Consider the following 19,447-nt stretch of genomic DNA (forward strand, 5'->3'; position numbering starts at 1 on the left):
TGTCCAGTTGTTTCAGGCCCCGTTTGTTGCGCTTACCGGCGGGAGTTTGCCATTGGCGCGGTGTTCCTCGATTTTCACCTCGTCCCACAGCGCATCCATCTCGGCCAGATCACTTTGGGTGGGCGTCTTACCGCGTTCGGCCAGCCGGGCTTCGACCTTTTCGAAGCGGCGGGTGAACTTGGCGTTTGTGCGGCGCAGGGCGGCCTCGGGTTCGATGCCTAAGTGGCGGCCAAGGTTGACGATCACGAACAGCAGATCACCGAATTCGTCCTCGAGCGCGTCGGCATCCATGCTGTCGCGCGCCTCTTCCAGTTCAGCGGCCTCTTCCGTGATCTTGGCCAACACGTGGCTGGCATCGGGCCAATCAAATCCGACCCGGGCGGCGCGTTTTTGCAGTTTATGGGCACGCAGCAGGGCAGGCAGGTTGGCCGCAACCCCGTCCAACGCGCCTTTCTGTTTCTTGCCTGCACGCTCTGCCGCCTTGATAGTTTCCCAGTCCGCTGTCTGTTGTTCGGCGGATTTATCGCGGGACTCGTCGCCGAACACATGCGGGTGGCGGTCGACCATCTTGTCCGACATGGTGCGCACCACGTCCTGAAAGGTGAAATGTCCGGCTTCTTCGGCCATCTGCGCGTGAAAGACCGATTGGAACAGCAGATCGCCCAACTCGCCCTTCAGCTCGTCATACGCCTCACGTTCGATGGCGTCAGCGACCTCGTAGGCTTCTTCGATCGTGTAGGGGGCGATGGTCGCGAAATCCTGTTCGATATCCCACGGACAGCCCGATTCGGGGTCGCGCAGGCGGCGCATGATTTCCAGCAAGCGCTCGATCCCAGCGTCAGAGTCGGTGATCAGCGGATTTTCAGCCATTGCGAAGCCCCTTGTTCCGGTGTCAGATGCATCCATCCCGCAGCTTGGATCAGGAGTCCACCCCCGATGCCCGTCGTCAACCGAATTGCCGATTTCTCTGCCGATATGGCCGCATGGCGCCAGCACCTGCATAAAATCCCGGAACTGGAGTTCGAATGCCATGAAACTGCCGCTTTTGTTGCGGACCGTCTGCGCGAGTTCGGCGTGGATGAACTGCACGAAGGGATCGCCAAAACCGGCATGGTCGCCATCATCAACGGGCAGGGTGAAGGGCCGACCATTGGCCTGCGTGCGGACATGGATGCGCTGCCGATCACGGAGGAGACGGGTGTCGCCTATGCCTCGACGAATCCGGGCAAGATGCATGCCTGCGGCCATGATGGGCACACGACCATGTTGCTGGGGGCCGCGCGGTATCTGGCCGAGACACGAAATTTCCGGGGGCGGGTTGCGCTGATCTTTCAACCCGCCGAGGAAGAAGGCGGCGGGGCCGGCGTGATGGTGGAAGAAGGCATCATGGACCGGTTTGACATCTCGCAGGTCTATGCGCTGCACAACGCGCCGGGCATTGCCGAAGGGGCGTTCCACACAACGCCCGGCCCGATCATGGCGGCGGTCGACACGTTCGAGGTGCATATACAGGGCAGGGGCGGCCATGGCGCGATGCCGCATGAAACCCGCGATCCGGTGATGGCGGCCTGCGGTATCGCGCAGGCGATCCAGACCATCGTCAGCCGCAATAACTACGCGTTGGATGATCTGGTGGTTTCGGTCACGCAGATTCATACCGGAACCGTGAACAACGTGATTCCCGACACGGCCTATATAAACGGCACCGTGCGCACCTTTGATCCCAATGTGCAGAAGATGGTGATGGAGCGGATGGAGCAGATCGTGCAGGGGCAGGCGGTATCCTACGGTGTCGAAGCGCGGCTGGACTATGACGTCAGTTACCCGGCCACGGTTAACGATGACGCCAAGGCGGTATTTGCGGCTGAAGTCGCCCGCGAGGTTTCCGGCGATGACCGGGTCACGGCCAATAGCGGGCGCGAGATGGGGGCCGAGGATTTTTCCTATATGCTGCAGGCACGTCCCGGCGCATATCTGTTTCTGGGACAGGGTGAAGGTGCAGGATTGCATCACCCGAAATACAACTTCAACGACGACATCGCACCGGTCGGGGCCTCATTCTTTGCCCGGATCGTGGAAAAGGCGCAGCCGCTGGGCTGACAGGGAGAAGACATGGCACTGGAAGACGCAAAAAACCAGGTGGATGAGGCGTTCACCAATCCCGACCTCAAGGGGTTGTCCTACGAGAACACGTTCGGGGGCGCGACCTCGTTCCTGCGGCGGCTGTATACCAAGGACCTGAGCGGAGTTGATATCGCCGTGACAGGCGTACCCTTTGATCAGGCCGTCACCAACCGCCCCGGCACTCGTCTGGGCCCGCGTGCGATCCGCGAGGCCAGCGCACTGCAATCGCCCGATGCGCCTTATGGCTGGCCCTTTGATGCGCTCAGCGAACTGGCCATCGTCGACTATGGCGACATGGCCTATGACTACGCCAACATCCCGGCCTTTCCCGACACGCTGACCGATCATATCCGCACCATTCTGGAGGCGAATGTCGCCTCGGTCACGCTGGGCGGGGACCATTACATCAGCTTCCCTATCCTGAAGGCCTATGCCGAGAAATACGGGCCGATATCGCTGCTGCAATTCGATGCGCACACTGACACCTGGGCCGATGACGACATGTCCCGCGTGGACCACGGCACGATGTTCTACAAGGCGGTGAAATCCGGGATCGTGGACCCGAAGCGCTCGGTTCAGGTGGGGATTCGCACACACAACGAGGATACGCTGGGCGTCAACATCATCGACGCGCGCGAAGTGTATGAGTCCGGCCCTGCCGCCGTGGCGCAGAAGATCAAGGGTATTCTGGGCGACAGTCCCGTTTACCTGAGCTTTGACATTGATGGGCTGGACCCTGCCTTTGCCCCCGGTACCGGGACGCCTGTCTGGGGCGGGCTGACCTCGATCCAGACGCAGATCATTCTGCGCGACATCGCCGGGATCAACATCAAGGGCGGCGATGTGGTCGAGGTTTCGCCTCCGTTCGACACCTCCGGCGCCACTGCGATTGCCGGGGCGCATGTGGCGACGCAGATCATTTGCCTGCTGGGCTGGAACAAGCTGGCTCCGGTTTAACATTTGGTTAGTCATACTTCCGGTATTTGCTTGATTGTATGACCGGGCAGAAGGGACAACAGGCATGGCAGATTTCAACCAACCGATCAGCGGCAATGATCTGGCCCGGTTTTCCGGGCCGAACACGTTCATGCGCCTGCCGCAGGCGGCCTCGCTTGAGGGGCTGGATGTGGCGGTTTTGGGTATTCCAATGGATATCGGCACCTCGTGGCGGTCGGGCACGCGGTTCGGGCCGAAACAGATCCGAAGTGAAAGCGCGATGATCCGGCCCTATAACATGGCGACATTCGCCGCGCCGTTTGACAGTTTGCAGATTGCCGATATCGGCGATCTGGCGATCAATACGTTTTCGCTGGCTGACAGTCTGACGATCATCAAGGACAGCTATGACGGCATTCTGGCGCAGAACGTGACCCCGGTGGCGATGGGGGGCGATCATTCGATCACCCTGCCGATCCTGCGCGCGATTGCGGCAAAGCACGGTTCGGTCGCCCTGGTGCATGTGGATGCCCATGCGGACGTGAATGACGAAATGTTTGGCGAGCGTGAGACCCATGGCACCGTCTTCCGCCGCGCCTACGAAGAGGGGCTGATCGTTCCCGACAAGACCTTTCAGATCGGAATTCGCGGGTCCGGTTACGCCGCCAGCGATTTCACTGAAGCGAAGGGATGGGGTTTCCGCCAATATCCGGCCTGGGAACTGTGGCAGCAGAACCTGACCGAGATCGGCTCGCTTATCCGCAAGTCTGTAGGGGATCATCCGGTTTACATCACCTACGACATTGACAGTCTGGACCCGGCCTATGCGCCCGGCACCGGGACACCCGAGATTGCGGGGCTAACCACACCGCAGGCGCTTCAACTGATCCATGCGCTTGGCGGCATGAATGTCGTGGGCTGCGATCTGGTCGAGGTTTCGCCGCCCTACGATCCGTCCGGCAACACGGCGCTGACAGCGGCGAACCTGTTGTTTGAATTGATCTGCATCCTGCCCGGTGTGACGTCACGATAACCGGGGGCGCATATTGCCCCGCATCGCGATCCGGCTAGGGTTTGTCAAAGGGTTGGGATCGGGATGACAAAGATGGTGCTGTGGCTTTGTGTTGCGCTGTTGGTTGGACTGGCGGCTTTCATTCGGCTGGCTCCGTCCGATCCCGTGACATGGCATGTCGCCCCGGTTGGTAACACGGACCGGGACATGAAAGGCGGCGTGTTGCGTGTGGTTGAAACCGGTCCGGACGGGTTGGCGCGTTTCGATACCATTGCAAGGGCCGCTCCACGGACAACGGTTTTGGCCGGGTCGGTTGGTGATGGAATGGTGACATATGTCACCCGAACACCGACATTAGGGTTTCCCGATTACACAACGGCACAGCAAGACGGAGACATCCTGCGCATTCACGGCAGATTGCGGTTCGGGCGTTCAGATTTTGGGGTAAACCAGGTTCGTGTCGACCGGTGGTTGGCTTTGTTGCAGCCCTGAGGACAGGCACCCCTCCTGCACCTCGCGCCACATGGGGACGTTCAGTGACATCTGGCATTGGGCCATGAACATGCGGCCATCGACTTGCAGGCAGATCATCTCTCCCAGTTCGACGCGGGTGCCGGATTTATCGGTGCAATAACAATCCTGAACCTTGCCGCCGGGGCCGACCACATCGGCCATGGCAGGTGCCGCGCAGAGGGCAAGAACAAGCACGATCCGTTTCATGAATAACAGCTTAGCACAAGGCTTGCCCTTGACCAAAGCCCCCGGATGATAGACACCCCGCGCATGATCCCAGAAGAACGCCTTGAACAGATAACTCAGCGATTCCAGTACCTCGAAGCGGCCATGGCAGATGGCGCGTCGGGCGGTGATATTGCGGCATTGGCCAAGGAATATTCTGACCTCAAGCCGGTGGTTGATCAGATCATGGCCTGGAGACAGCTCGTGGCCGATCTGGCCGAGGCAAAGGTGATGCTGGCCGACCCCGACATGAAGGAACTGGCCGAGGAGGAAATCCCGGCGTTGCAGGCACGTATTCCCGACGCAGAGCACGCGTTACAACTGGCGTTGTTGCCGCGGGACGCAGCGGATGCGCGCCCGGCGATGTTGGAAATCCGCCCCGGTACAGGCGGGGATGAGGCCGCTTTGTTCGCCGGAGACCTGCTGCGCATGTATCAGCGCTATGCCGAAGCGCGGGGTTGGCAGTTCGAGATCATTGAGGAGCAGTCCTCCGATCTGGGCGGGATCAAGGAAGTGGTGGCGCATATCAAGGGTGACAACGTCTTTGCGCGCATGAAATACGAATCCGGTGTGCATCGGGTTCAGCGGGTTCCTGAAACCGAAAGCGGCGGACGAATTCACACCTCGGCGGCGACGGTGGCAGTTTTGCCCGAGGCTGAGGACGTGGATATCCAGATTGACGCGGGTGACATCCGCATCGACACGATGCGGTCTTCGGGGGCTGGTGGTCAGCACGTGAACACCACCGATTCGGCCGTACGGATCACGCACCTGCCCAGCGGCATCGTGGTAACCAGTTCCGAGAAATCCCAGCACCGCAACCGCGAGATTGCGATGCAGGTACTGAAAACGCGGCTTTACGATCTGGAGCGGCAGCGAATCGACAGCGAGCGTTCGGCGGATCGGGCCAGTCAGATCGGCTCGGGCGACCGGTCCGAGCGGATCAGGACCTATAATTTCCCCCAAGGTCGCATGACGGATCACCGTATCAATCTGACTCTGTATAAGCTGGATCAGGTGATGCAGGGCGATCTGGACGAGGTGATCGATGCGCTGACCGCAGATGATCAGGCGCGGCTTCTGGCCGAGATGGCGCAATGACCGGGGCGCAGACTGCGGCGCAGGCGATGGTGGCGGCAACTGCCCGGCTGCGCGCGGCAGGAGTTGAAGATCCGGCGCGGGACGCGCGGCTGTTGCTTGCTCATGCGGCCCGGATCGAAGCCAGCCGGGTCACTCTGATCGCGCCCGAGGAGCTGTCGCCGGATATCGCCGAGCGCTACGACCAGCTGATCTCGCTTCGGGCCATACGGATTCCGGTCTCGCACCTGTTGGGCGAGCGCGAGTTTTACGGCCGTCGGTTTCGCGTCAGCCGTGATGTTCTGGACCCGCGCCCCGAAACGGAAGTATTGATCGAAGCGGCCCTGAGCGAACCTTTTGACCGGGTGTTGGATCTGGGGGTCGGGTCCGGGTGTATTCTGATCACACTGCTGGCCGAGCGGCGCAGCGCAACCGGGGTTGGTGTCGACCTCAGCGAAGCCGCCTGTTTGCAGGCCAGCGCCAATGCGGTGCAACATCAGGTGCAGGCCCGCATCAATGTCTGGCATTCCGACTGGTTTGGGGCAGTTGATGGCATGTTTGACCTGATCGTTTCGAACCCGCCCTATATCTCGCTTTCCGAAATGGAGGAACTTTCCCCCGAAGTACGCGAACATGAACCGCGACTAGCGTTGACAGATGAGGGCGACGGGCTAGATGCGTATCGCCGGATCGCGTCATCGGCCTCGGATTTTCTGTCGCGGGGCGGACGTCTTCTGGTCGAAATCGGACCGACGCAGGCCAACTATGTGTCCGCGTTGTTTGATGCCGCCGGACTGGCGGAAATTCGTGTCATTTCCGATCTGGACGGGCGGGATCGGGTAATTGTCGCAAGAATGCCCGGTTAGGCCCGAAAACTGAGGCTGAAATGCGCCTGCGAAAGTAAAAAAGCTGCGAAATATCCGATAAACCCCTTGTCTGCGCGGGCAGGACATGCTTACTCAGAGTAGTCAGCGAGGCTGGCGCTTTTGCAGCGCACCCCTGACGCCAAGCCCAAAAAAGTCGATGACACGGTACGGGACAAGCCTCTGAGCAGCGTAAGGTACGGGTTGATCGACAGCGAATGACAAGGCTGACGTAAAATAAGATGAGATCTTCAAAATCCCGCTCGCGGGCCAAGAATAACCGCAATCGCCCTTCTGGTGGTAACGTCGTAAACCGGGTTTTCGACAGTTCAGGCCCCGAGGGCAAGGTGCGTGGCACGCCGCAACAAATCATTGATAAGTACAATCAGCTGGCGCGTGACGCTCAGTTGTCCAACGACCGCGTGGCGGCCGAAAATTTCCAGCAGCACGCCGAGCATTATCTGCGCATGCTGAGCGAAGCGCAGCGCGAGATTGATGCGCGCCGCGAAGAGCAGGAGCGCCAGAATCGCGAGCGCCAGGCCGAACGCGATCGCGAACGCGCCGAACGTCAGGAACGTGAAGCTGCCCGCCAGGCAGACCCGGCCGAGGCACCGCAGCCCGACGTGATGGATTTCGGTTCTGAGGAGGCAACGCCGGAATCGGGTCTGGTCGAGACGCCGGAAAGCAAAGAGGATGCGCCGGTCGCCGAAACGCCCGAGAAAAAGGAAAAACCCGCGCGCAAGCCCCGGGGCCGTAAGCCCAAGGCCGCGCCTGCACCTGCTGAAGAAGCGCCTTCAAGTGAAGGCGACGCGCCGGAAGCGGCTGAGTAAGCGCTCGTATCGGTTGAGAAGAAGCCCCGGGTTACGCCCGGGGTTTTTTGTTTCAGCCTTTGGAAACTTCACGCGCCAGCGCGCAGAAGGCTTCCAGAGGGACCTGTTCGGCCCGTTCCGTGGGCTGGATACCAGCAGCCAGCAGACGGTCCTCGATATCCGGGGCCACGCCTTTCAGCGAGGCGCGCAGCATCTTGCGGCGCTGGTTGAAGGCGGCGGCGACCACGCGGGACAGTGTTGCGGCATTTGCCGGGAAACGCGGCTCGGGCAGGGCGGTCAGGTGGACCACTGCGCTTGAAACCTTGGGCGGCGGAGTAAACGCGCCGGGCGGCAGGGACATGGCGATACGCGCCTCGGCCCGCCACTGGGCCAGGATAGCGAGGCGGCCATAGGCCTTGCTTCCGGGTTGGGCGACGATACGCTCGGCCACTTCGCGCTGGAACATAAGGGTCAGGCTTTGCCAGAACGGCGGCCATTCGGGCGGTGTGAGCCACCGCACCAGCAGTTCGGTGCCGACATTGTAGGGCAGGTTGGCCGCGATGCGAATCGGCGGGGTCAGATGGGCCAGAGGGTCGATTTCCAGAGCGTCGCCATTGATCACCTCAAGCTTGCCGGGATAGGCGGCAGCGATGTCGTTCAGGGCGGCGATACAGCGCGTATCTTTTTCGACCGCGACGACCTTGCGCGCGCCTTCGGACAGCAGTCCACGGGTCAGTCCGCCGGGGCCCGGGCCGATTTCCAGCACATCGCATTGGGCCAGATCCCCGGCCTGACGGGCGATCTTCGCGGTCAGGTTCAGGTCGAGCAGAAAGTTCTGACCCAGCGACTTACGGGCCGAGAGCTGATGTGTCGCGATGACCTCGCGCAGAGGGGGGAGGGTGTCGATTGCGCTCATGATCCGACTACCGTGGCGCGGGTTGGTGGGTAAGCGCCAGAGATTTTTTGCCTCCGGCGGGGATATTTTCGACCAGGTGAAGGATCAAGGGGTTTGTGCCATCTGTTGGGCAAGTTTCAGGGCCTCGATCAGGCTTGTGGGATTGGCGATTCCTTTTCCGGCGATGTCCAGTGCGGTGCCGTGGTCAGGCGACGTGCGTATGAAGGGCAGGCCCAGCGTTACGTTTACGCCCTTGTCAAAATCCAGTGTCTTGATCGGGATCAGGGCCTGATCGTGATACATGGCGATTGCGGCATCGTATCGGGCGCGGGCGGCGGCGTGGAACATCGTGTCGGCCGGATGGGGGCCGGTGACGGTGTAGCCGTTGGTTGGCAGGTCTTTCAGAAGCGGCGCGATCCAGTCCAGTTCTTCCATTCCCATTTTGCCGCCTTCGCCAGCATGTGGATTGAGGCCCGCCACCGCGATACGGGGGTGTGCGATGCCGAATTGACGGCGCAGACCGTCAGCCGTGATGGCAATGGTGTCGCGCAACAAATCTGGCGTCAGTTCGGACGGCACGCGGGACAGCGGGATGTGGATCGTGGCGGGCACGACGCGCAGATTGGAACTGGCCAGCATCATCACCGCGCGTTCCTGACCGGCGAGGGCCGCCAGAAACTCGGTATGACCGGGGAAGGAAAACCCGGCCCCGTCGATCAGGGCCTTTTTGTGAATGGGCGCGGTGCACAGGGCCGAAGCCTCGCCCGAGCGCACGAGGTTGACGCCCAGTTCAATGGCATCGATGATCGACGGCGCATTGTCCGGATCGGGATGGCCCGGTCGGTTGGGCGCGGGAAATTCCATGTGCAGCACAGGCAGGGCCTCGGCGCTGACGGCTTGCGCCTGCGATGGTGCGCTTATTTTTCGGATCGGGGTGCCTTTGGGCAGGTGTGCAGCGTCGCCGATATAGAAAAACGGGCAGGCGCCGCGCAATTGGGACCATGCGCCAGCGGCGATTTCAGGGCTGATCCCGGCCGGTTCCCCGCAACTGAGCGCAATAGGGGCGGTCATTGCGAGATGATGGTGGCATCGGCCTTCATCTGTTCCAGAAGACTGTCGGCAAAGGCTTGCAGGCGCTGCTGGGTCAGGGCATTCGCAATGTCCTGGCGCGTCGTGTCCTCGCCCCTGTCCAGAGTGCGGGTGCACAGCATCAGGAACATCAGGGTCTGCCCGTTGTTGCGGGTGAGCGTTGTCGACACCTCGTTGTTGTCCAGCTTGGCCAGTTCCAGCGCAACATCGCGCGGGATTTCCGACGGGGCCGCAGAGACACGATCCAGTGCTGCAGCCGGCTGATCCTTCGCGATGCCATAAAGGTCGTCGCAGGTGTCGATCTCTTCCTTCAGCCTGTTGGCCCGGGCCAGGGTTTCCGCGCTGCGCCCGCCGGGCAGGTAATACGCGGCATAGTCGATCTCGGAATAACGGGGCGCGGCGGTCGAAACCTCGCGAACGCCGCGCATCTGGAACAGGGCGACAGCATTGGGCAGCGACAGCGGCGCGGTGATTTCGCCGTTCTTGAGGCCCAGAAGCACCGGTTGCAGGGCCGGGGGCAGGTCGGTCAGGCCCAGCCATTCCAGCCTGCCGCCATTATCACGGGTAGCGGCGGCTGAGTACTGTGTGGCGGCGGCGGAGAAGGCGTCATAGCCTTCGAGTTTCGAGATTTCGTCAGCCAGGACCTGGGCCTGAGGCAGAGTTTGCGGGGTCACCGGGATGATGATTTCAGACAGCAGAACCTGCAGGCCGCCATTGCCGCCTTGTCCCAGTGCGCGGTTGATCTCGTCTTCCGAAGGGCGGGATTGGGAAAGAAAGCGTGTGCTGATGAACTCGCGCCAAGCCAGCTGGTTGGCGACCAGATCCCGCACGGTTTCGCGATCGACCCCTTCATTTTTGAGGGCATTGAGGAATTCGTCGGACGACAGCTGACCGCGGGATGCGAATTCGTCGATACCGACCTCAATGTCTTCGGGTGTTGCCGTGATGCCGGCATCCCGCAAGGCCTGGTTGCGCAGGCTGTCTTCGATCAAGGCTTCGCGCACCTCTTGGTCTGAACTGCCGGGAACGCCCAGAACGGTCAGCAATTGCTGGCGTTGCTGCAACTCGTACCAGGTGATGATGTCCTGGTTGACGCGGATCGCCGGCGAGAACAGGCTTTGGGCCGAGATCTGCCCGGCTGCGAGCGTGATGACCGCGGCAGCAAGCGCCGGAATGGCCCGCCTGATCCAGCCGGAAAGAATAAACCTTGAGAAACCTGATATCAGCTGCATGATCTTTTGTACTTCTTACCGCCGCCGTCGATGGCGTAACCTGTCAGGGCAACGGTAAACCCGAATTCCGTCGAAGGCTCAATACTTGATGTTGATGTGAAGCGTCGGCTGACGCTCATGTTAACCTGAACACATTCGTTCTGATAGGTCAGCCCAAACCCGTACCGGATCGGTTCGTCTTCGCTGAGGTCATAGCGCGCCTCGGCGCGGGTCAACCAGTTCTCGTCTATTCTGTAGCGCCCGTTCACCCAGAATTCTGAGATTTCGTCATCCACGTTCTCGTCCGGGTCCGGCTCCTGCCAGACATAGCTGCCGACGATTGCATCGTCACCGCGCGCCCATTGGCCACGCAGTTCGGCTTTTGCAAAGCTGAAATCGCCGTTGATCAGGCCGCGCCCGCCAATGGACCAGCCCTTGACCGTGTCTACCTGCCCGGCAATCAGCAAATCGGAAGACGTGCCCTGAAGACCGGATGTCAGGTTGAAGGCCGGGTCGGCATCGGCGCGGAAAACCTGACCTATCGTTGCCAATGCACGTGAGCCATTGATGCCGTACCGCGCCCAGTTGACGCCCACAACGCCGGTCGGTCCGTCTTCACGGCGATCGACTGCGGGAAAGCGGGACAGGGAAAGCAGATCACCCTGATCGAATTCCTGAAATGTACTTTCGTCAATCGGCACGTCATTGGTCGACACATGGGTCCACCCGACCTGAGCGATGGGTTCCAGCACCTGCGAGGCACCGGATGCTTCGCGGCGCTGCATCGGATAGCGCAGCGTCATTGCCGCACGAGGAGTGAGCCGGTTGACGTTATCTGCGAAATTGCTGTCGTGCCGGATGTTGAACCTGTCCACCGATGCACCGAACTGAGCGTCAGCCCGTAATCCGGTGGCGAATATCCAGCTGCGCAGCCACTCGGCGTCAACGGTGGCGCGCGCCACATCGCGCCCGGTGACATCGGCATCGCTGGTACGCTCGTATGCATGGCTGAGAAAAGACAGGCGGACTTCGCCTCCAACACTTTGGGGGAAGTATCGTTTCTGGTAGTTCAAGTCGAAAATCCGCGACGGGATTTCATCCTGATCTTCGCTGTCACGCAGCGTTTTATAGTGGATCAGGCTGGTCCTGAAGGCCGTATCCCGTTTGATCCGCTCAAGCGCGACTTCGCTGCGCAGGCGGTCATAATTGGGCAGGCCGTAATCCGCCAGATAGCCGTCGTCAGACGTGGTGTTGATGCTGAACAGGAACCGGAAGTCGTTCTTCAAGAGAAAAAAGCCATTTGCGAACAGATAGCCGCGATCCTGGTTCGGCTGTATGTCGTCGCGTGTGTAGGCCCCTTCGATGTTGATGCGGCCTGTTTTGAACGCTTGCCGGTACCGGTAGCCCAGCGTTCGTGTGCCCGAAGACAGGTACGGAGTCAGGGTCAGGTCCTTGTGGTCACCGAGCTTGAAGAAATACGGCACCTGAACGCCGGTCCCAAGCTGCGAGGTGGTTCGAATGGACGGTACAAGAAACCCTGTCGCGCGTTCCAGTGTTGGATCCGGCAGGCGCAAATACGGAAAGTAGAAGACAGGGAAATCCAGCACACGGAACTGTGCGCCTTCGAAATACAACTGCCGCTCCAACTGGTCGTGCGTGACCTTGCGGGCGCGAATCTGCCACAGTGGCGCACGACCGTCGGCACAAACATGGCAGGACGTGGCCGAAACCTTGCTGAGCTGCGTGTATCGACCAGCGGCGCGACGCGCCTCGACCGAGGCGATCTGGGTCTGTTGGTCGAACACCATACGTGCGCCGATCAAAAGACCATTCTGGATACCGTTGTCCAGTTCTGCCGAATCGGCCAGAATCGTGGTGCGGCCCTCCTGATCGATCCGGATCGGTCCCTGCAGTTCGAGCGAACCGGTTTCACGATCATAGATGATGCTGCTGGCCGTCAGTTTGATGTCGCCCTGAAACGCCTCGACATTGCCTTCGGCGATCAGCTTGCGATCCGGAGTGATAAAGATCTTGTCTGCGACCAGAAGGGCCGGAAGGTCCTGCGATTCAGCCGCTTGTCCGGCATCTGGTACAGGCGCGGACTGCGCTGTGGCGATAGCTGGCGCGCTGTGGATCAGCGCACCGGACAGCAACAAGGGTAGCAAGTGCCGCATCAGCCGTCCTCCGCGTGCAGCAACAGGCCCAGCGACAAAAGCAGCGCCGCAAAGGGTGGCGCCCAGGCCGAGACGTAGACCGGCAATTGTCCGTTTTCCCCCAGGATTTGTGCAAAATTACGGATGAAATACATGGCAAAGCCCAGTAGTACGGCGGTCAGCACAGCGATGCCTGTGCCGCCGAAACGCACGTGGCGCATGGTAAAGGCGGCGCCGATGAGGACCATCGAGACCAGAAAGAAGGGCCGCGCGAGCTCGGATTGCAGCCAGACCTCATATTGCTTTGTCGAAAACCCGGCCTCTCCCAGATCGTTGATCAGTTGCGGCAGATCATAGACTGAGACCGAGTCCTGCTGACCCAGCGAATCCAGGATGCGTTGCCGGGTCAGAGACGTGGGCAGGTCCAGCCGGTCATGCGTCACCGCATTCAATTCGGGGTTTTCGTCATCTTTCAGGGACCAGATCTTGGCGTCCTGCAGGACCCATCTGCCATCTTCCAGCCGGGCTTCGTCTGCAATGATCTGTTGTGTCGGTTTGCCGTTTTGACCAAAGGTGATGATCGTGACACCAGTCAGATGCAGGATGTCGTCATTCTCGGTGCCCTGCGCATGAATGACCGATTGCCCGTCCTCCGCCCCTTGCCGCAGCCACAGGCCATCACGGCTGATGGACAGGGTAGAACGGCCGTCGTTGCGGTAGCTGTCCGCCAGACGCCGGTATTCTTCGGACGTTGCCGCAGCGATCGGGTTCAACAAGGCCACGGCCAACGCACCGATGATCAGCGCCAGAACAACCGGTGCAGCCAGAGCGCGGATGCCGGATCGCCCGGTTGCACGGGTCACAACCAGTTCTGAACTGCGGGCCAGGCCAATGAACAGGGCAATGGTCGACAGAATAATCAGCAAAGGCAACATCTCGCTGATGGCCGCAGGCGTGTTCAGCAAAGTCAGCTGTAGCAGGCGCCCAAAAGACAGGTTGGAATCGTCAAAACGGCGGATCTGTTCGATCAGATCGATCAGAATCATCAGTGTCAGAAAAATGCCGCCAATGACCAGAAAACTTTGCAGGAATCTGCGGGCAAAATAACGGTCGAGGATCACAACAACGCCCTCATCAGCCCGAAAAAGCAAGGGGCCGGGCCGTATTTGCCGGAACGTGATTTTCTGCGCGACGGCTTGTGCCTGCCGTTTGGTGCCAAGTCTTGTCCCCCGATGCCTGTCGGTTCTTTTTGCGGGACTTTAATGCAAATGACGGCTGGGGAAAACTGCTATCTGGTCAAGCCGCGCGGTGCGGGCTAGGTCTTGGGGAACAGATTTTGAGGAGTTTGCAATGAGCAGTCTGGTTCCGGTCCGTTTTCAGGCCTTCGATGTGGATGCAATGGCGCAGGCCGAGGGGCGCGTGGCGATCATCATCACGTCAGAAGGGAAAATGGGTCCAGCCGCCCGCCGCGCCAATCGCCTGACACGCGGCGCGGTTGCGCGACTGGTTGAAAGCGAGAAGTTCGGCAAGGTCAAAACCGGGGATGTCATCTCGCTGGGCTGGCCGGGTGGGATGGCAGCGGAAGCGCTGGATGTTCTGGTGCTGCCGCGCCGGCCTGAGCGGGCCGAGGCGCGCAAGGGGGGTGCAGCACTGGCCAAGCTGGCAGGGGGCAAGGATCTGCTGGTGATGGCGGCCAATCAGCTGCGGTGCGAAGATCTGGCCATGGGTATCGCGTTGCGCAGTTACGATTTCGACGCGCACAAGACCAAGGACGCGGAGGAACCTGGCACCGTCACCATCAGCCACGGCAAGCATGACGAGGTCGAGGCCGCCTTTGCGCCGCTTTATGCCGTGGCCGACGGCGTGCGGATGACCCGTGACCTGACCAACGAACCTGCCAACGTATTGACCACAAACGAGTTCGCCGATCGTCTGAAAGAGATGGAGGCGCTGGGGCTCGAGGTCGAGGTTCTGGAAGAAGACAAGCTGGCCGAGTTGGGAATGCGCACATTGCTGAGCGTCGGACAGGGGTCCGATAGCCCCTCAAAAGTGGTGGTGATGCAGTGGAACGGGGGCGACAAGGACGATGCGCCGCTGGCGCTGGTCGGCAAGGGCGTCGTGTTCGACACCGGCGGCATTTCGTTGAAGCCCGCCGGTGGCATGGAAGACATGACGATGGACATGGGCGGCGCGGGCGTTGTGGCGGGCACCATGCGGGCGCTGGCAAAACGCAAGGCAAAGGCCAATGTCGTCGGGCTGGTGGGGCTGGTCGAAAACATGCCCTCGGGCAATGCCACGCGGCCCGGTGACGTGATCACCTCGATGAAGGGCGATACGGTCGAGATCATCAACACAGACGCCGAGGGGCGGTTGGTTCTGTGTGATGTCATGTGGTATGCGCAGGAACGGTTCCGGCCCGTTGGCATGGTCGATCTGGCCACGTTGACAGGTGCGATCATCATCGGTCTTGGACATGAAAATGCCGGTGTATTCTCGAACAACGACACGTTCTGCGATGCGTTCCTGAAATCTGCCGGGGCCGAAGATGAGGGCGCGTGGCGGCTGCCGCTGGGCGAGGCCTATGACAAACAGTTGAAATCACGCATTGCGGATATGAAAAACGTGGGCGGACGGCCTGCGGGTTCAATCACTGCGGCGCAGTTCCTGCAACGGTTTGTCAAGGAAGAGACGCCGTGGATTCATCTGGACATTGCCGGTGTTGCCTCGGTTTCAACCGAGACGTCTTACGCTCCCAAGGGGGCCACGGGCTGGGGCGTGCGCGCACTGAGCCGGTTCGTGCAGGATAATTTCGAGTAATCGGATGGGGGCCGTCTATTTCTATCACCTGACCCGGCAGCCTTTGGAGCAGACCCTGTCGGTGCTGCTTGACAAGGCGCGGCAGGCCGGGTGGCGGATTGCCGTGCGGGGGACCGATCCCGCGCGGATGGACTGGCTGGATGAAAAACTGTGGCTGGGTCCCGAGGAGGGGTTCCTGCCGCATGGTCGGGAAGGCGGGCCGCATGATGTGGCACAGCCCATCCTGCTGACCACCACGGCGGATGCCGCAAATGACCCATCCTGTGTGATGGCGGTGGATGGCGCGCCGGTCGAGGCCGACGAGGTTGCCGCGTTGGAACGGGTGTGCATCCTGTTCGATGGCGACGACGAACAGGCCGTTCAGCACGCACGGGGGCAGTGGAAAGCGCTGACCGCAGCAGGATGCTCGGCGCAATACTGGTCCGAGGCGTCGGGGCGGTGGGAAAAGAAGGCTGAGGCCTGATTTTCGAAAACAAGTCAGGAGAGTGACGGATGAAAACCAAGCCTCTGGGCCGTACGGGCATCATGGTGTCGGACCTGTGTCTGGGCACGATGACGTTTGGCACGCAAACTTCAGAACCCGAGGCGCATGCGCAGATCGACCTGGCGTTGGATGCCGGGGTCAACTTTGTGGATGCGGCCGAGATGTACCCGGTGAACCCGGTCTCGAGGGAAACGGTCGGGCGGACCGAGGAAATTCTGGGCAACTGGAATGCCGCAAACCGGTCACGACGGGGCGACTATGTGTTGGCCACCAAGCATTCCGGCGCGGGGTTTGCCCACGCCCGCGACGGCGCTCCAATCACCGGGCAGACCATCCCCGAGGCCATCGAAGGCTCGCTGCGGCGGTTGCAGACGGATTGCATCGATCTCTACCAGTTTCACTGGCCCAATCGCGGCAGCTACATGTTTCGGCAGAACTGGGATTATGCGCCATCGGGGCAGAATACCGTAGAAGTTCTGGAGAACATGCAGGAGTGCCTTACGGCGCTGCAGGCGCAGGTGGACAAGGGCAATATCCGCGCATTCGGCCTATCGAACGAAAGTGCGTGGGGGACGGCACAGTGGCTGCGGCTGGCCGAACAGATGGGCGCGCCACGGGTGGCGTCCGTACAGAACGAGTATTCGCTGCTCTGCCGCCACTTCGACACCGATCTGGGTGAGCTGAGCGTACACGAGGATGTGGGGCTGATGGCCTTTTCCCCTTTGGCCGCAGGGTTCCTGACCGGCAAATACCAAAATGGGGCAGTGCCGGCCGGATCGCGCATGTCGCTGGTGCCGGCAATGGGGGGGCGCAGGTCCGCGCGTGTCTTTGATGCCGTGGCGGCCTACCTCGAGATCGCGGACCGCCACGGGTTGGACCCGGTTCACATGGCGCTGGCCTGGTGCCGGACCCGACCTTTCATGATGTCAGCCATCTTCGGGGCCACGAGCGTCTTGCAGTTGGAGCATATTCTGCGCGGTGCCGATCTTGAATTGTCGACGGACGTTCTGGCCGAGATAAATCAAGCGCACCGGGCCCATCCGATGCCGTTCTAGGGGCGCAGTCCCCGTCGCCAGCAGTGTCTTCCCCGAGGTCTTTCTGAACAATTGACCGGTTTGGTCAGTGATGCGTGGGCTGGGTCCGGTCTTGCCTCAGGTCACGGGCCGAGAGGCCGTGGGCCGTACGGAAGGCGCGGGCAAAGCTGGATTGTGAGGCGAATCCGGTGGCAAGGGCCACATCCATCAGTGGCATGTCCGTGTCGGTGACAAGGCGGCGCGCCTCGGCCAGGCGCAATTGCAGGTAGTGGTCCTGCGGCGTGGTGTTCAGGCGCAGCCGGAATTGTTGTTGCAGGGTACGGGGACTGGTGCCCAGACGGTCGGCGATATAGGCCAGCGGCAGTGGTTCGTCGAGCGAGGATTCCATCAGCGAATTGGCGCGGGCGGTCAGGGCAGAATGGCGATGCGGTGCGCCGGTGCGGCTTTGGGGTTTCGAAGGTTGCGGCGCGCCTTCGTAGAGGAACAGGCCCGAAACCCGCGCGGCGAAGCCGGCGCCATGGCGGGCGGCGATGATGTGAAGCATCATCTCGACCGCGGGAATCGCACCACCCGATGTCAGGCGGCCATCCGATACGGTGAAACGGTCCGGGCGGACGTCGACTTCGGGGAACCGCGCGGCGAAACTGCTGAGGTCTTCCCAGTGCGTTGTGGCAGGGTGGCCGTTTAGCAGACCGGCTTCGGCCAGCAGCCACGGTCCGCCATCGATACCGGCCATAGTGGCGCCGGTGCCGGCAATGCGGCGCAGGCCCGCCAGCAGGCTGGGCGTGGCATGGCGGGCGAGTTGGAACCCGGCGACGACAATCATCAACTCGCAGCTTTGCAGCCGGGCCAGGGGGATCCCGGGCACCTGCAGGGCGCTGGTCAGCATTGCAGGTTCAGCCGTTGCGGTGACGTAATCCCAGTCAAAGGCCGGGCGGTCTGCCAGACGGTTGGCCGCGCGCATTGGATCAACGGCCGAAGCGAAGCTGAGCGTGTTGCATTCGTCCAGCACCAGTACCGCCGTTTTCAGGGCGCGTTGTTCGGGCTGAAGTATGTTTTTTGCGGATTTCATCAAGTTCGATTCGCATTCTGGCAAGTGTTTTCCCAAGGCTGCGTCAGAGTCGGCGGCAACGCAAATCAGAATCCGGGGAAAAGCCTGGGGAAAACCCAAGGTGAAGCCGGGTATAACTTGGGGAAAACGCAATGCCTCTGGAAATGAACCGCGAAGTCTTCATCACCTGTGCTGTCACCGGATCGGGCGGGACGCAGGATCGCAGCCCGCATGTGCCGCGCTCGCCGAAGCAGATCGCCGAAAGTGCGATTGCCGCGGCCAAGGCTGGCGCAGCGGTGGTGCATTGCCACGTACGCGACCCGGAAACTGGCGCACCGTCGCGTGACCTGGCCCTCTATCGCGAGGTCACCGACCGCATTCGCGATGCCGAGGTTGATGCGGTTCTGAACCTGACCGCCGGCATGGGCGGCGACATCGTGTTTGGCGGGATTGAGAACCCGTTCCCTGTCAATGAAGCCGCAACGGACATGATCGGTGCGTCCGAGCGTGTGGCGCATGTTGCGGAGTGTCTGCCCGAAATCTGCACGCTGGACTGCGGCACCATGAACTTTGCCGAAGCCGATTACGTCATGACAAACACGCCCGGCGCGTTGCGCGCGATGGGCAAGATGATGACGGACCTGGGTGTGAAGCCGGAAATCGAAGCGTTTGACACCGGCCATCTGTGGTTTGCCAAGCAACTGGTCAAGGAAGGTATTCTGGAACCCAACGCCCTGGTCCAGCTGTGCATGGGCGTCCCCTGGGGCGCGCCGGACGATCTGAACACATTCATGGCGATGGTGAACAATGTGCCGGATGACTGGACCTTCAGCGCGTTCTCGCTGGGACGGAACGAGATGCCTTTTGTTGCCGCCTCGGTTCTGGCGGGCGGCAATGTACGCGTCGGGCTGGAAGACAATCTGTGGCTGGAGAAAGGCGTGCTTGCCGAGAACTGGCAGTTGGTGGAGCGCGCGGGCAACATCATCGAAAACATGGGTGCACGGGTGATCGGACCGCAGGAAGTGCGTGAAAAGCTGGGGCTGGTCAAACGGGCTCCGGTAGCGAAGTGAGAACGGAGCGATACTTGGGGGCCCAGCCCCCAAACCCCCGGAGTATTTTGAAAAAGATGAAATATGCGCGTTCAACTGGCAGGA

Annotated in this window: 19 protein-coding genes; 11 read left to right on the forward strand and 8 right to left on the reverse strand. The window is 61.1% G+C overall.

Annotation, left to right across the window (positions count from 1 at the left end; genetic code table 11):
• Positions 1-12: 12 nt before the first annotated feature.
• Positions 13-870: a nucleoside triphosphate pyrophosphohydrolase gene (gene mazG, locus ACR0MI_RS01625; protein WP_170610572.1), complete on the reverse strand. Its 858-nt coding sequence runs from the start codon at positions 868-870 to the stop codon at positions 13-15.
• A 66-nt stretch (positions 871-936) separates the two neighbouring features.
• Between mazG and ACR0MI_RS01630 the strand changes: the two genes are divergently transcribed.
• The 4 genes from ACR0MI_RS01630 to ACR0MI_RS01645 all read left to right on the forward strand — a co-directional run bounded on the left by ACR0MI_RS01630 (position 937) and on the right by ACR0MI_RS01645 (position 4,564).
• Positions 937-2,100 carry a M20 aminoacylase family protein gene (locus ACR0MI_RS01630; protein ID WP_170610575.1) on the forward strand — a complete coding sequence of 388 codons (1,164 nt, stop codon included), beginning with the start codon at positions 937-939 and terminating at the stop codon, positions 2,098-2,100.
• 12 nt (positions 2,101-2,112) lie between these two features.
• Positions 2,113-3,081 (forward strand): agmatinase, encoded by a 969-nt coding sequence (gene speB / locus ACR0MI_RS01635; protein WP_170610578.1) that lies wholly within the window; start codon positions 2,113-2,115, stop codon positions 3,079-3,081.
• Positions 3,082-3,145: 64 nt separating this feature from the next.
• Entirely contained in the window at positions 3,146-4,093 is a 948-nt protein-coding gene (gene speB, locus ACR0MI_RS01640) for an agmatinase (protein ID WP_170610581.1), read from the forward strand.
• Between the two features lie 63 nt (positions 4,094-4,156).
• Positions 4,157-4,564, forward strand: a complete 408-nt coding sequence (locus tag ACR0MI_RS01645) for a DUF1499 domain-containing protein (protein WP_170610584.1) — start codon at positions 4,157-4,159, stop codon at positions 4,562-4,564.
• On the opposite strand, the gene ACR0MI_RS01650 is transcribed toward ACR0MI_RS01645, so the two are convergent.
• Positions 4,505-4,792 (reverse strand): hypothetical protein, encoded by a 288-nt coding sequence (locus tag ACR0MI_RS01650; protein ID WP_170610587.1) that lies wholly within the window; start codon positions 4,790-4,792, stop codon positions 4,505-4,507. The two genes, ACR0MI_RS01645 and ACR0MI_RS01650, sit on opposite strands and share 60 nt — an antisense overlap.
• A gap of 63 nt (positions 4,793-4,855) precedes the next feature.
• Between ACR0MI_RS01650 and prfA the strand changes: the two genes are divergently transcribed.
• The 3 genes from prfA (at position 4,856) to ACR0MI_RS01665 (ending at position 7,580) form a co-directional block, all read left to right on the forward strand.
• The gene (gene prfA / locus ACR0MI_RS01655; RefSeq protein WP_170610590.1) at positions 4,856-5,911 is read left to right on the forward strand and encodes a peptide chain release factor 1; all 1,056 of its coding nucleotides are present in this window, start codon (positions 4,856-4,858) and stop codon (positions 5,909-5,911) included.
• Positions 5,908-6,753 (forward strand): peptide chain release factor N(5)-glutamine methyltransferase, encoded by an 846-nt coding sequence (prmC, locus tag ACR0MI_RS01660; protein ID WP_170610593.1) that lies wholly within the window; start codon positions 5,908-5,910, stop codon positions 6,751-6,753. Before prfA ends, prmC begins: the two co-directional genes overlap by 4 nt.
• A 239-nt stretch (positions 6,754-6,992) precedes the next feature.
• Entirely contained in the window at positions 6,993-7,580 is a 588-nt protein-coding gene (locus ACR0MI_RS01665; RefSeq protein WP_170610596.1) for a DUF4167 domain-containing protein, read from the forward strand.
• A gap of 52 nt (positions 7,581-7,632) precedes the next feature.
• On the opposite strand, the gene rsmA is transcribed toward ACR0MI_RS01665, so the two are convergent.
• The 5 genes from rsmA to lptG form a co-directional block, all read right to left on the reverse strand.
• Entirely contained in the window at positions 7,633-8,475 is an 843-nt protein-coding gene (gene rsmA / locus ACR0MI_RS01670) for a 16S rRNA (adenine(1518)-N(6)/adenine(1519)-N(6))-dimethyltransferase RsmA (RefSeq protein WP_170610598.1), read from the reverse strand.
• Positions 8,476-8,559: 84 nt separating this feature from the next.
• Positions 8,560-9,525 (reverse strand): 4-hydroxythreonine-4-phosphate dehydrogenase PdxA, encoded by a 966-nt coding sequence (pdxA, locus tag ACR0MI_RS01675; RefSeq protein ID WP_170610600.1) that lies wholly within the window; start codon positions 9,523-9,525, stop codon positions 8,560-8,562.
• Positions 9,522-10,775, reverse strand: a complete 1,254-nt coding sequence (locus ACR0MI_RS01680) for a peptidylprolyl isomerase (protein ID WP_170610603.1) — start codon at positions 10,773-10,775, stop codon at positions 9,522-9,524. Before ACR0MI_RS01680 ends, pdxA begins: the two co-directional genes overlap by 4 nt.
• Positions 10,766-12,928, reverse strand: coding sequence for an LPS assembly protein LptD (locus ACR0MI_RS01685; protein WP_170610606.1), 2,163 nt, complete (start codon positions 12,926-12,928; stop codon positions 10,766-10,768). Before ACR0MI_RS01685 ends, ACR0MI_RS01680 begins: the two co-directional genes overlap by 10 nt.
• The gene (gene lptG / locus ACR0MI_RS01690; protein WP_170610609.1) at positions 12,928-14,028 is read right to left on the reverse strand and encodes an LPS export ABC transporter permease LptG; all 1,101 of its coding nucleotides are present in this window, start codon (positions 14,026-14,028) and stop codon (positions 12,928-12,930) included. Before lptG ends, ACR0MI_RS01685 begins: the two co-directional genes overlap by 1 nt.
• Before the next feature lie 229 nt (positions 14,029-14,257).
• Between lptG and ACR0MI_RS01695 the strand changes: the two genes are divergently transcribed.
• Genes ACR0MI_RS01695 through ACR0MI_RS01705 form a run of 3 tightly spaced genes read left to right on the forward strand, consistent with a single transcriptional unit; the run spans position 14,258 to position 17,263 of the window.
• A complete protein-coding gene (locus ACR0MI_RS01695; RefSeq protein ID WP_170610612.1) occupies positions 14,258-15,724 on the forward strand; it encodes a leucyl aminopeptidase in 1,467 nt (488 codons plus the stop codon).
• Positions 15,725-15,728: 4 nt separating this feature from the next.
• Entirely contained in the window at positions 15,729-16,187 is a 459-nt protein-coding gene (locus ACR0MI_RS01700) for a DNA polymerase III subunit chi (RefSeq protein WP_170610615.1), read from the forward strand.
• A gap of 29 nt (positions 16,188-16,216) precedes the next feature.
• Positions 16,217-17,263, forward strand: coding sequence for an aldo/keto reductase (locus ACR0MI_RS01705; protein ID WP_170610618.1), 1,047 nt, complete (start codon positions 16,217-16,219; stop codon positions 17,261-17,263).
• Between the two features lie 64 nt (positions 17,264-17,327).
• On the opposite strand, the gene ACR0MI_RS01710 is transcribed toward ACR0MI_RS01705, so the two are convergent.
• Entirely contained in the window at positions 17,328-18,314 is a 987-nt protein-coding gene (locus ACR0MI_RS01710) for a GlxA family transcriptional regulator (RefSeq protein WP_170610620.1), read from the reverse strand.
• 131 nt (positions 18,315-18,445) lie between these two features.
• On the opposite strand from ACR0MI_RS01710, the gene bcoG reads away from it, so the two are divergent.
• Positions 18,446-19,363: a 3-dehydrocarnitine:acetyl-CoA trimethylamine transferase BcoG gene (bcoG, locus tag ACR0MI_RS01715; protein ID WP_170619157.1), complete on the forward strand. Its 918-nt coding sequence runs from the start codon at positions 18,446-18,448 to the stop codon at positions 19,361-19,363.
• The last annotated feature ends 84 nt before the right edge of the window (positions 19,364-19,447 follow it).

Source organism: Ruegeria sp. D4 (genome assembly GCF_056534475.1).

Bases quoted from the DNA above. Each gene is read 5' to 3' on its own strand.
- mazG (WP_170610572.1), bottom strand. From the start codon at position 870: ATGGCTGAAAATCCGCTGATCACCGACTCTGACGCTGGGATCGAGCGC.
- ACR0MI_RS01630 (WP_170610575.1), top strand. From the start codon at position 937: ATGCCCGTCGTCAACCGAATTGCCGATTTCTCTGCCGATATGGCCGCA.
- speB (WP_170610578.1), top strand. From the start codon at position 2,113: ATGGCACTGGAAGACGCAAAAAACCAGGTGGATGAGGCGTTCACCAAT.
- speB (WP_170610581.1), top strand. From the start codon at position 3,146: ATGGCAGATTTCAACCAACCGATCAGCGGCAATGATCTGGCCCGGTTT.
- ACR0MI_RS01645 (WP_170610584.1), top strand. From the start codon at position 4,157: ATGACAAAGATGGTGCTGTGGCTTTGTGTTGCGCTGTTGGTTGGACTG.
- ACR0MI_RS01650 (WP_170610587.1), bottom strand. From the start codon at position 4,792: ATGAAACGGATCGTGCTTGTTCTTGCCCTCTGCGCGGCACCTGCCATG.
- prfA (WP_170610590.1), top strand. From the start codon at position 4,856: ATGATCCCAGAAGAACGCCTTGAACAGATAACTCAGCGATTCCAGTAC.
- prmC (WP_170610593.1), top strand. From the start codon at position 5,908: ATGACCGGGGCGCAGACTGCGGCGCAGGCGATGGTGGCGGCAACTGCC.
- ACR0MI_RS01665 (WP_170610596.1), top strand. From the start codon at position 6,993: ATGAGATCTTCAAAATCCCGCTCGCGGGCCAAGAATAACCGCAATCGC.
- rsmA (WP_170610598.1), bottom strand. From the start codon at position 8,475: ATGAGCGCAATCGACACCCTCCCCCCTCTGCGCGAGGTCATCGCGACA.
- pdxA (WP_170610600.1), bottom strand. From the start codon at position 9,525: ATGACCGCCCCTATTGCGCTCAGTTGCGGGGAACCGGCCGGGATCAGC.
- ACR0MI_RS01680 (WP_170610603.1), bottom strand. From the start codon at position 10,775: ATGCAGCTGATATCAGGTTTCTCAAGGTTTATTCTTTCCGGCTGGATC.
- ACR0MI_RS01685 (WP_170610606.1), bottom strand. From the start codon at position 12,928: ATGCGGCACTTGCTACCCTTGTTGCTGTCCGGTGCGCTGATCCACAGC.
- ACR0MI_RS01695 (WP_170610612.1), top strand. From the start codon at position 14,258: ATGAGCAGTCTGGTTCCGGTCCGTTTTCAGGCCTTCGATGTGGATGCA.
- ACR0MI_RS01700 (WP_170610615.1), top strand. From the start codon at position 15,729: ATGGGGGCCGTCTATTTCTATCACCTGACCCGGCAGCCTTTGGAGCAG.
- ACR0MI_RS01705 (WP_170610618.1), top strand. From the start codon at position 16,217: ATGAAAACCAAGCCTCTGGGCCGTACGGGCATCATGGTGTCGGACCTG.
- ACR0MI_RS01710 (WP_170610620.1), bottom strand. From the start codon at position 18,314: ATGAAATCCGCAAAAAACATACTTCAGCCCGAACAACGCGCCCTGAAA.
- bcoG (WP_170619157.1), top strand. From the start codon at position 18,446: ATGCCTCTGGAAATGAACCGCGAAGTCTTCATCACCTGTGCTGTCACC.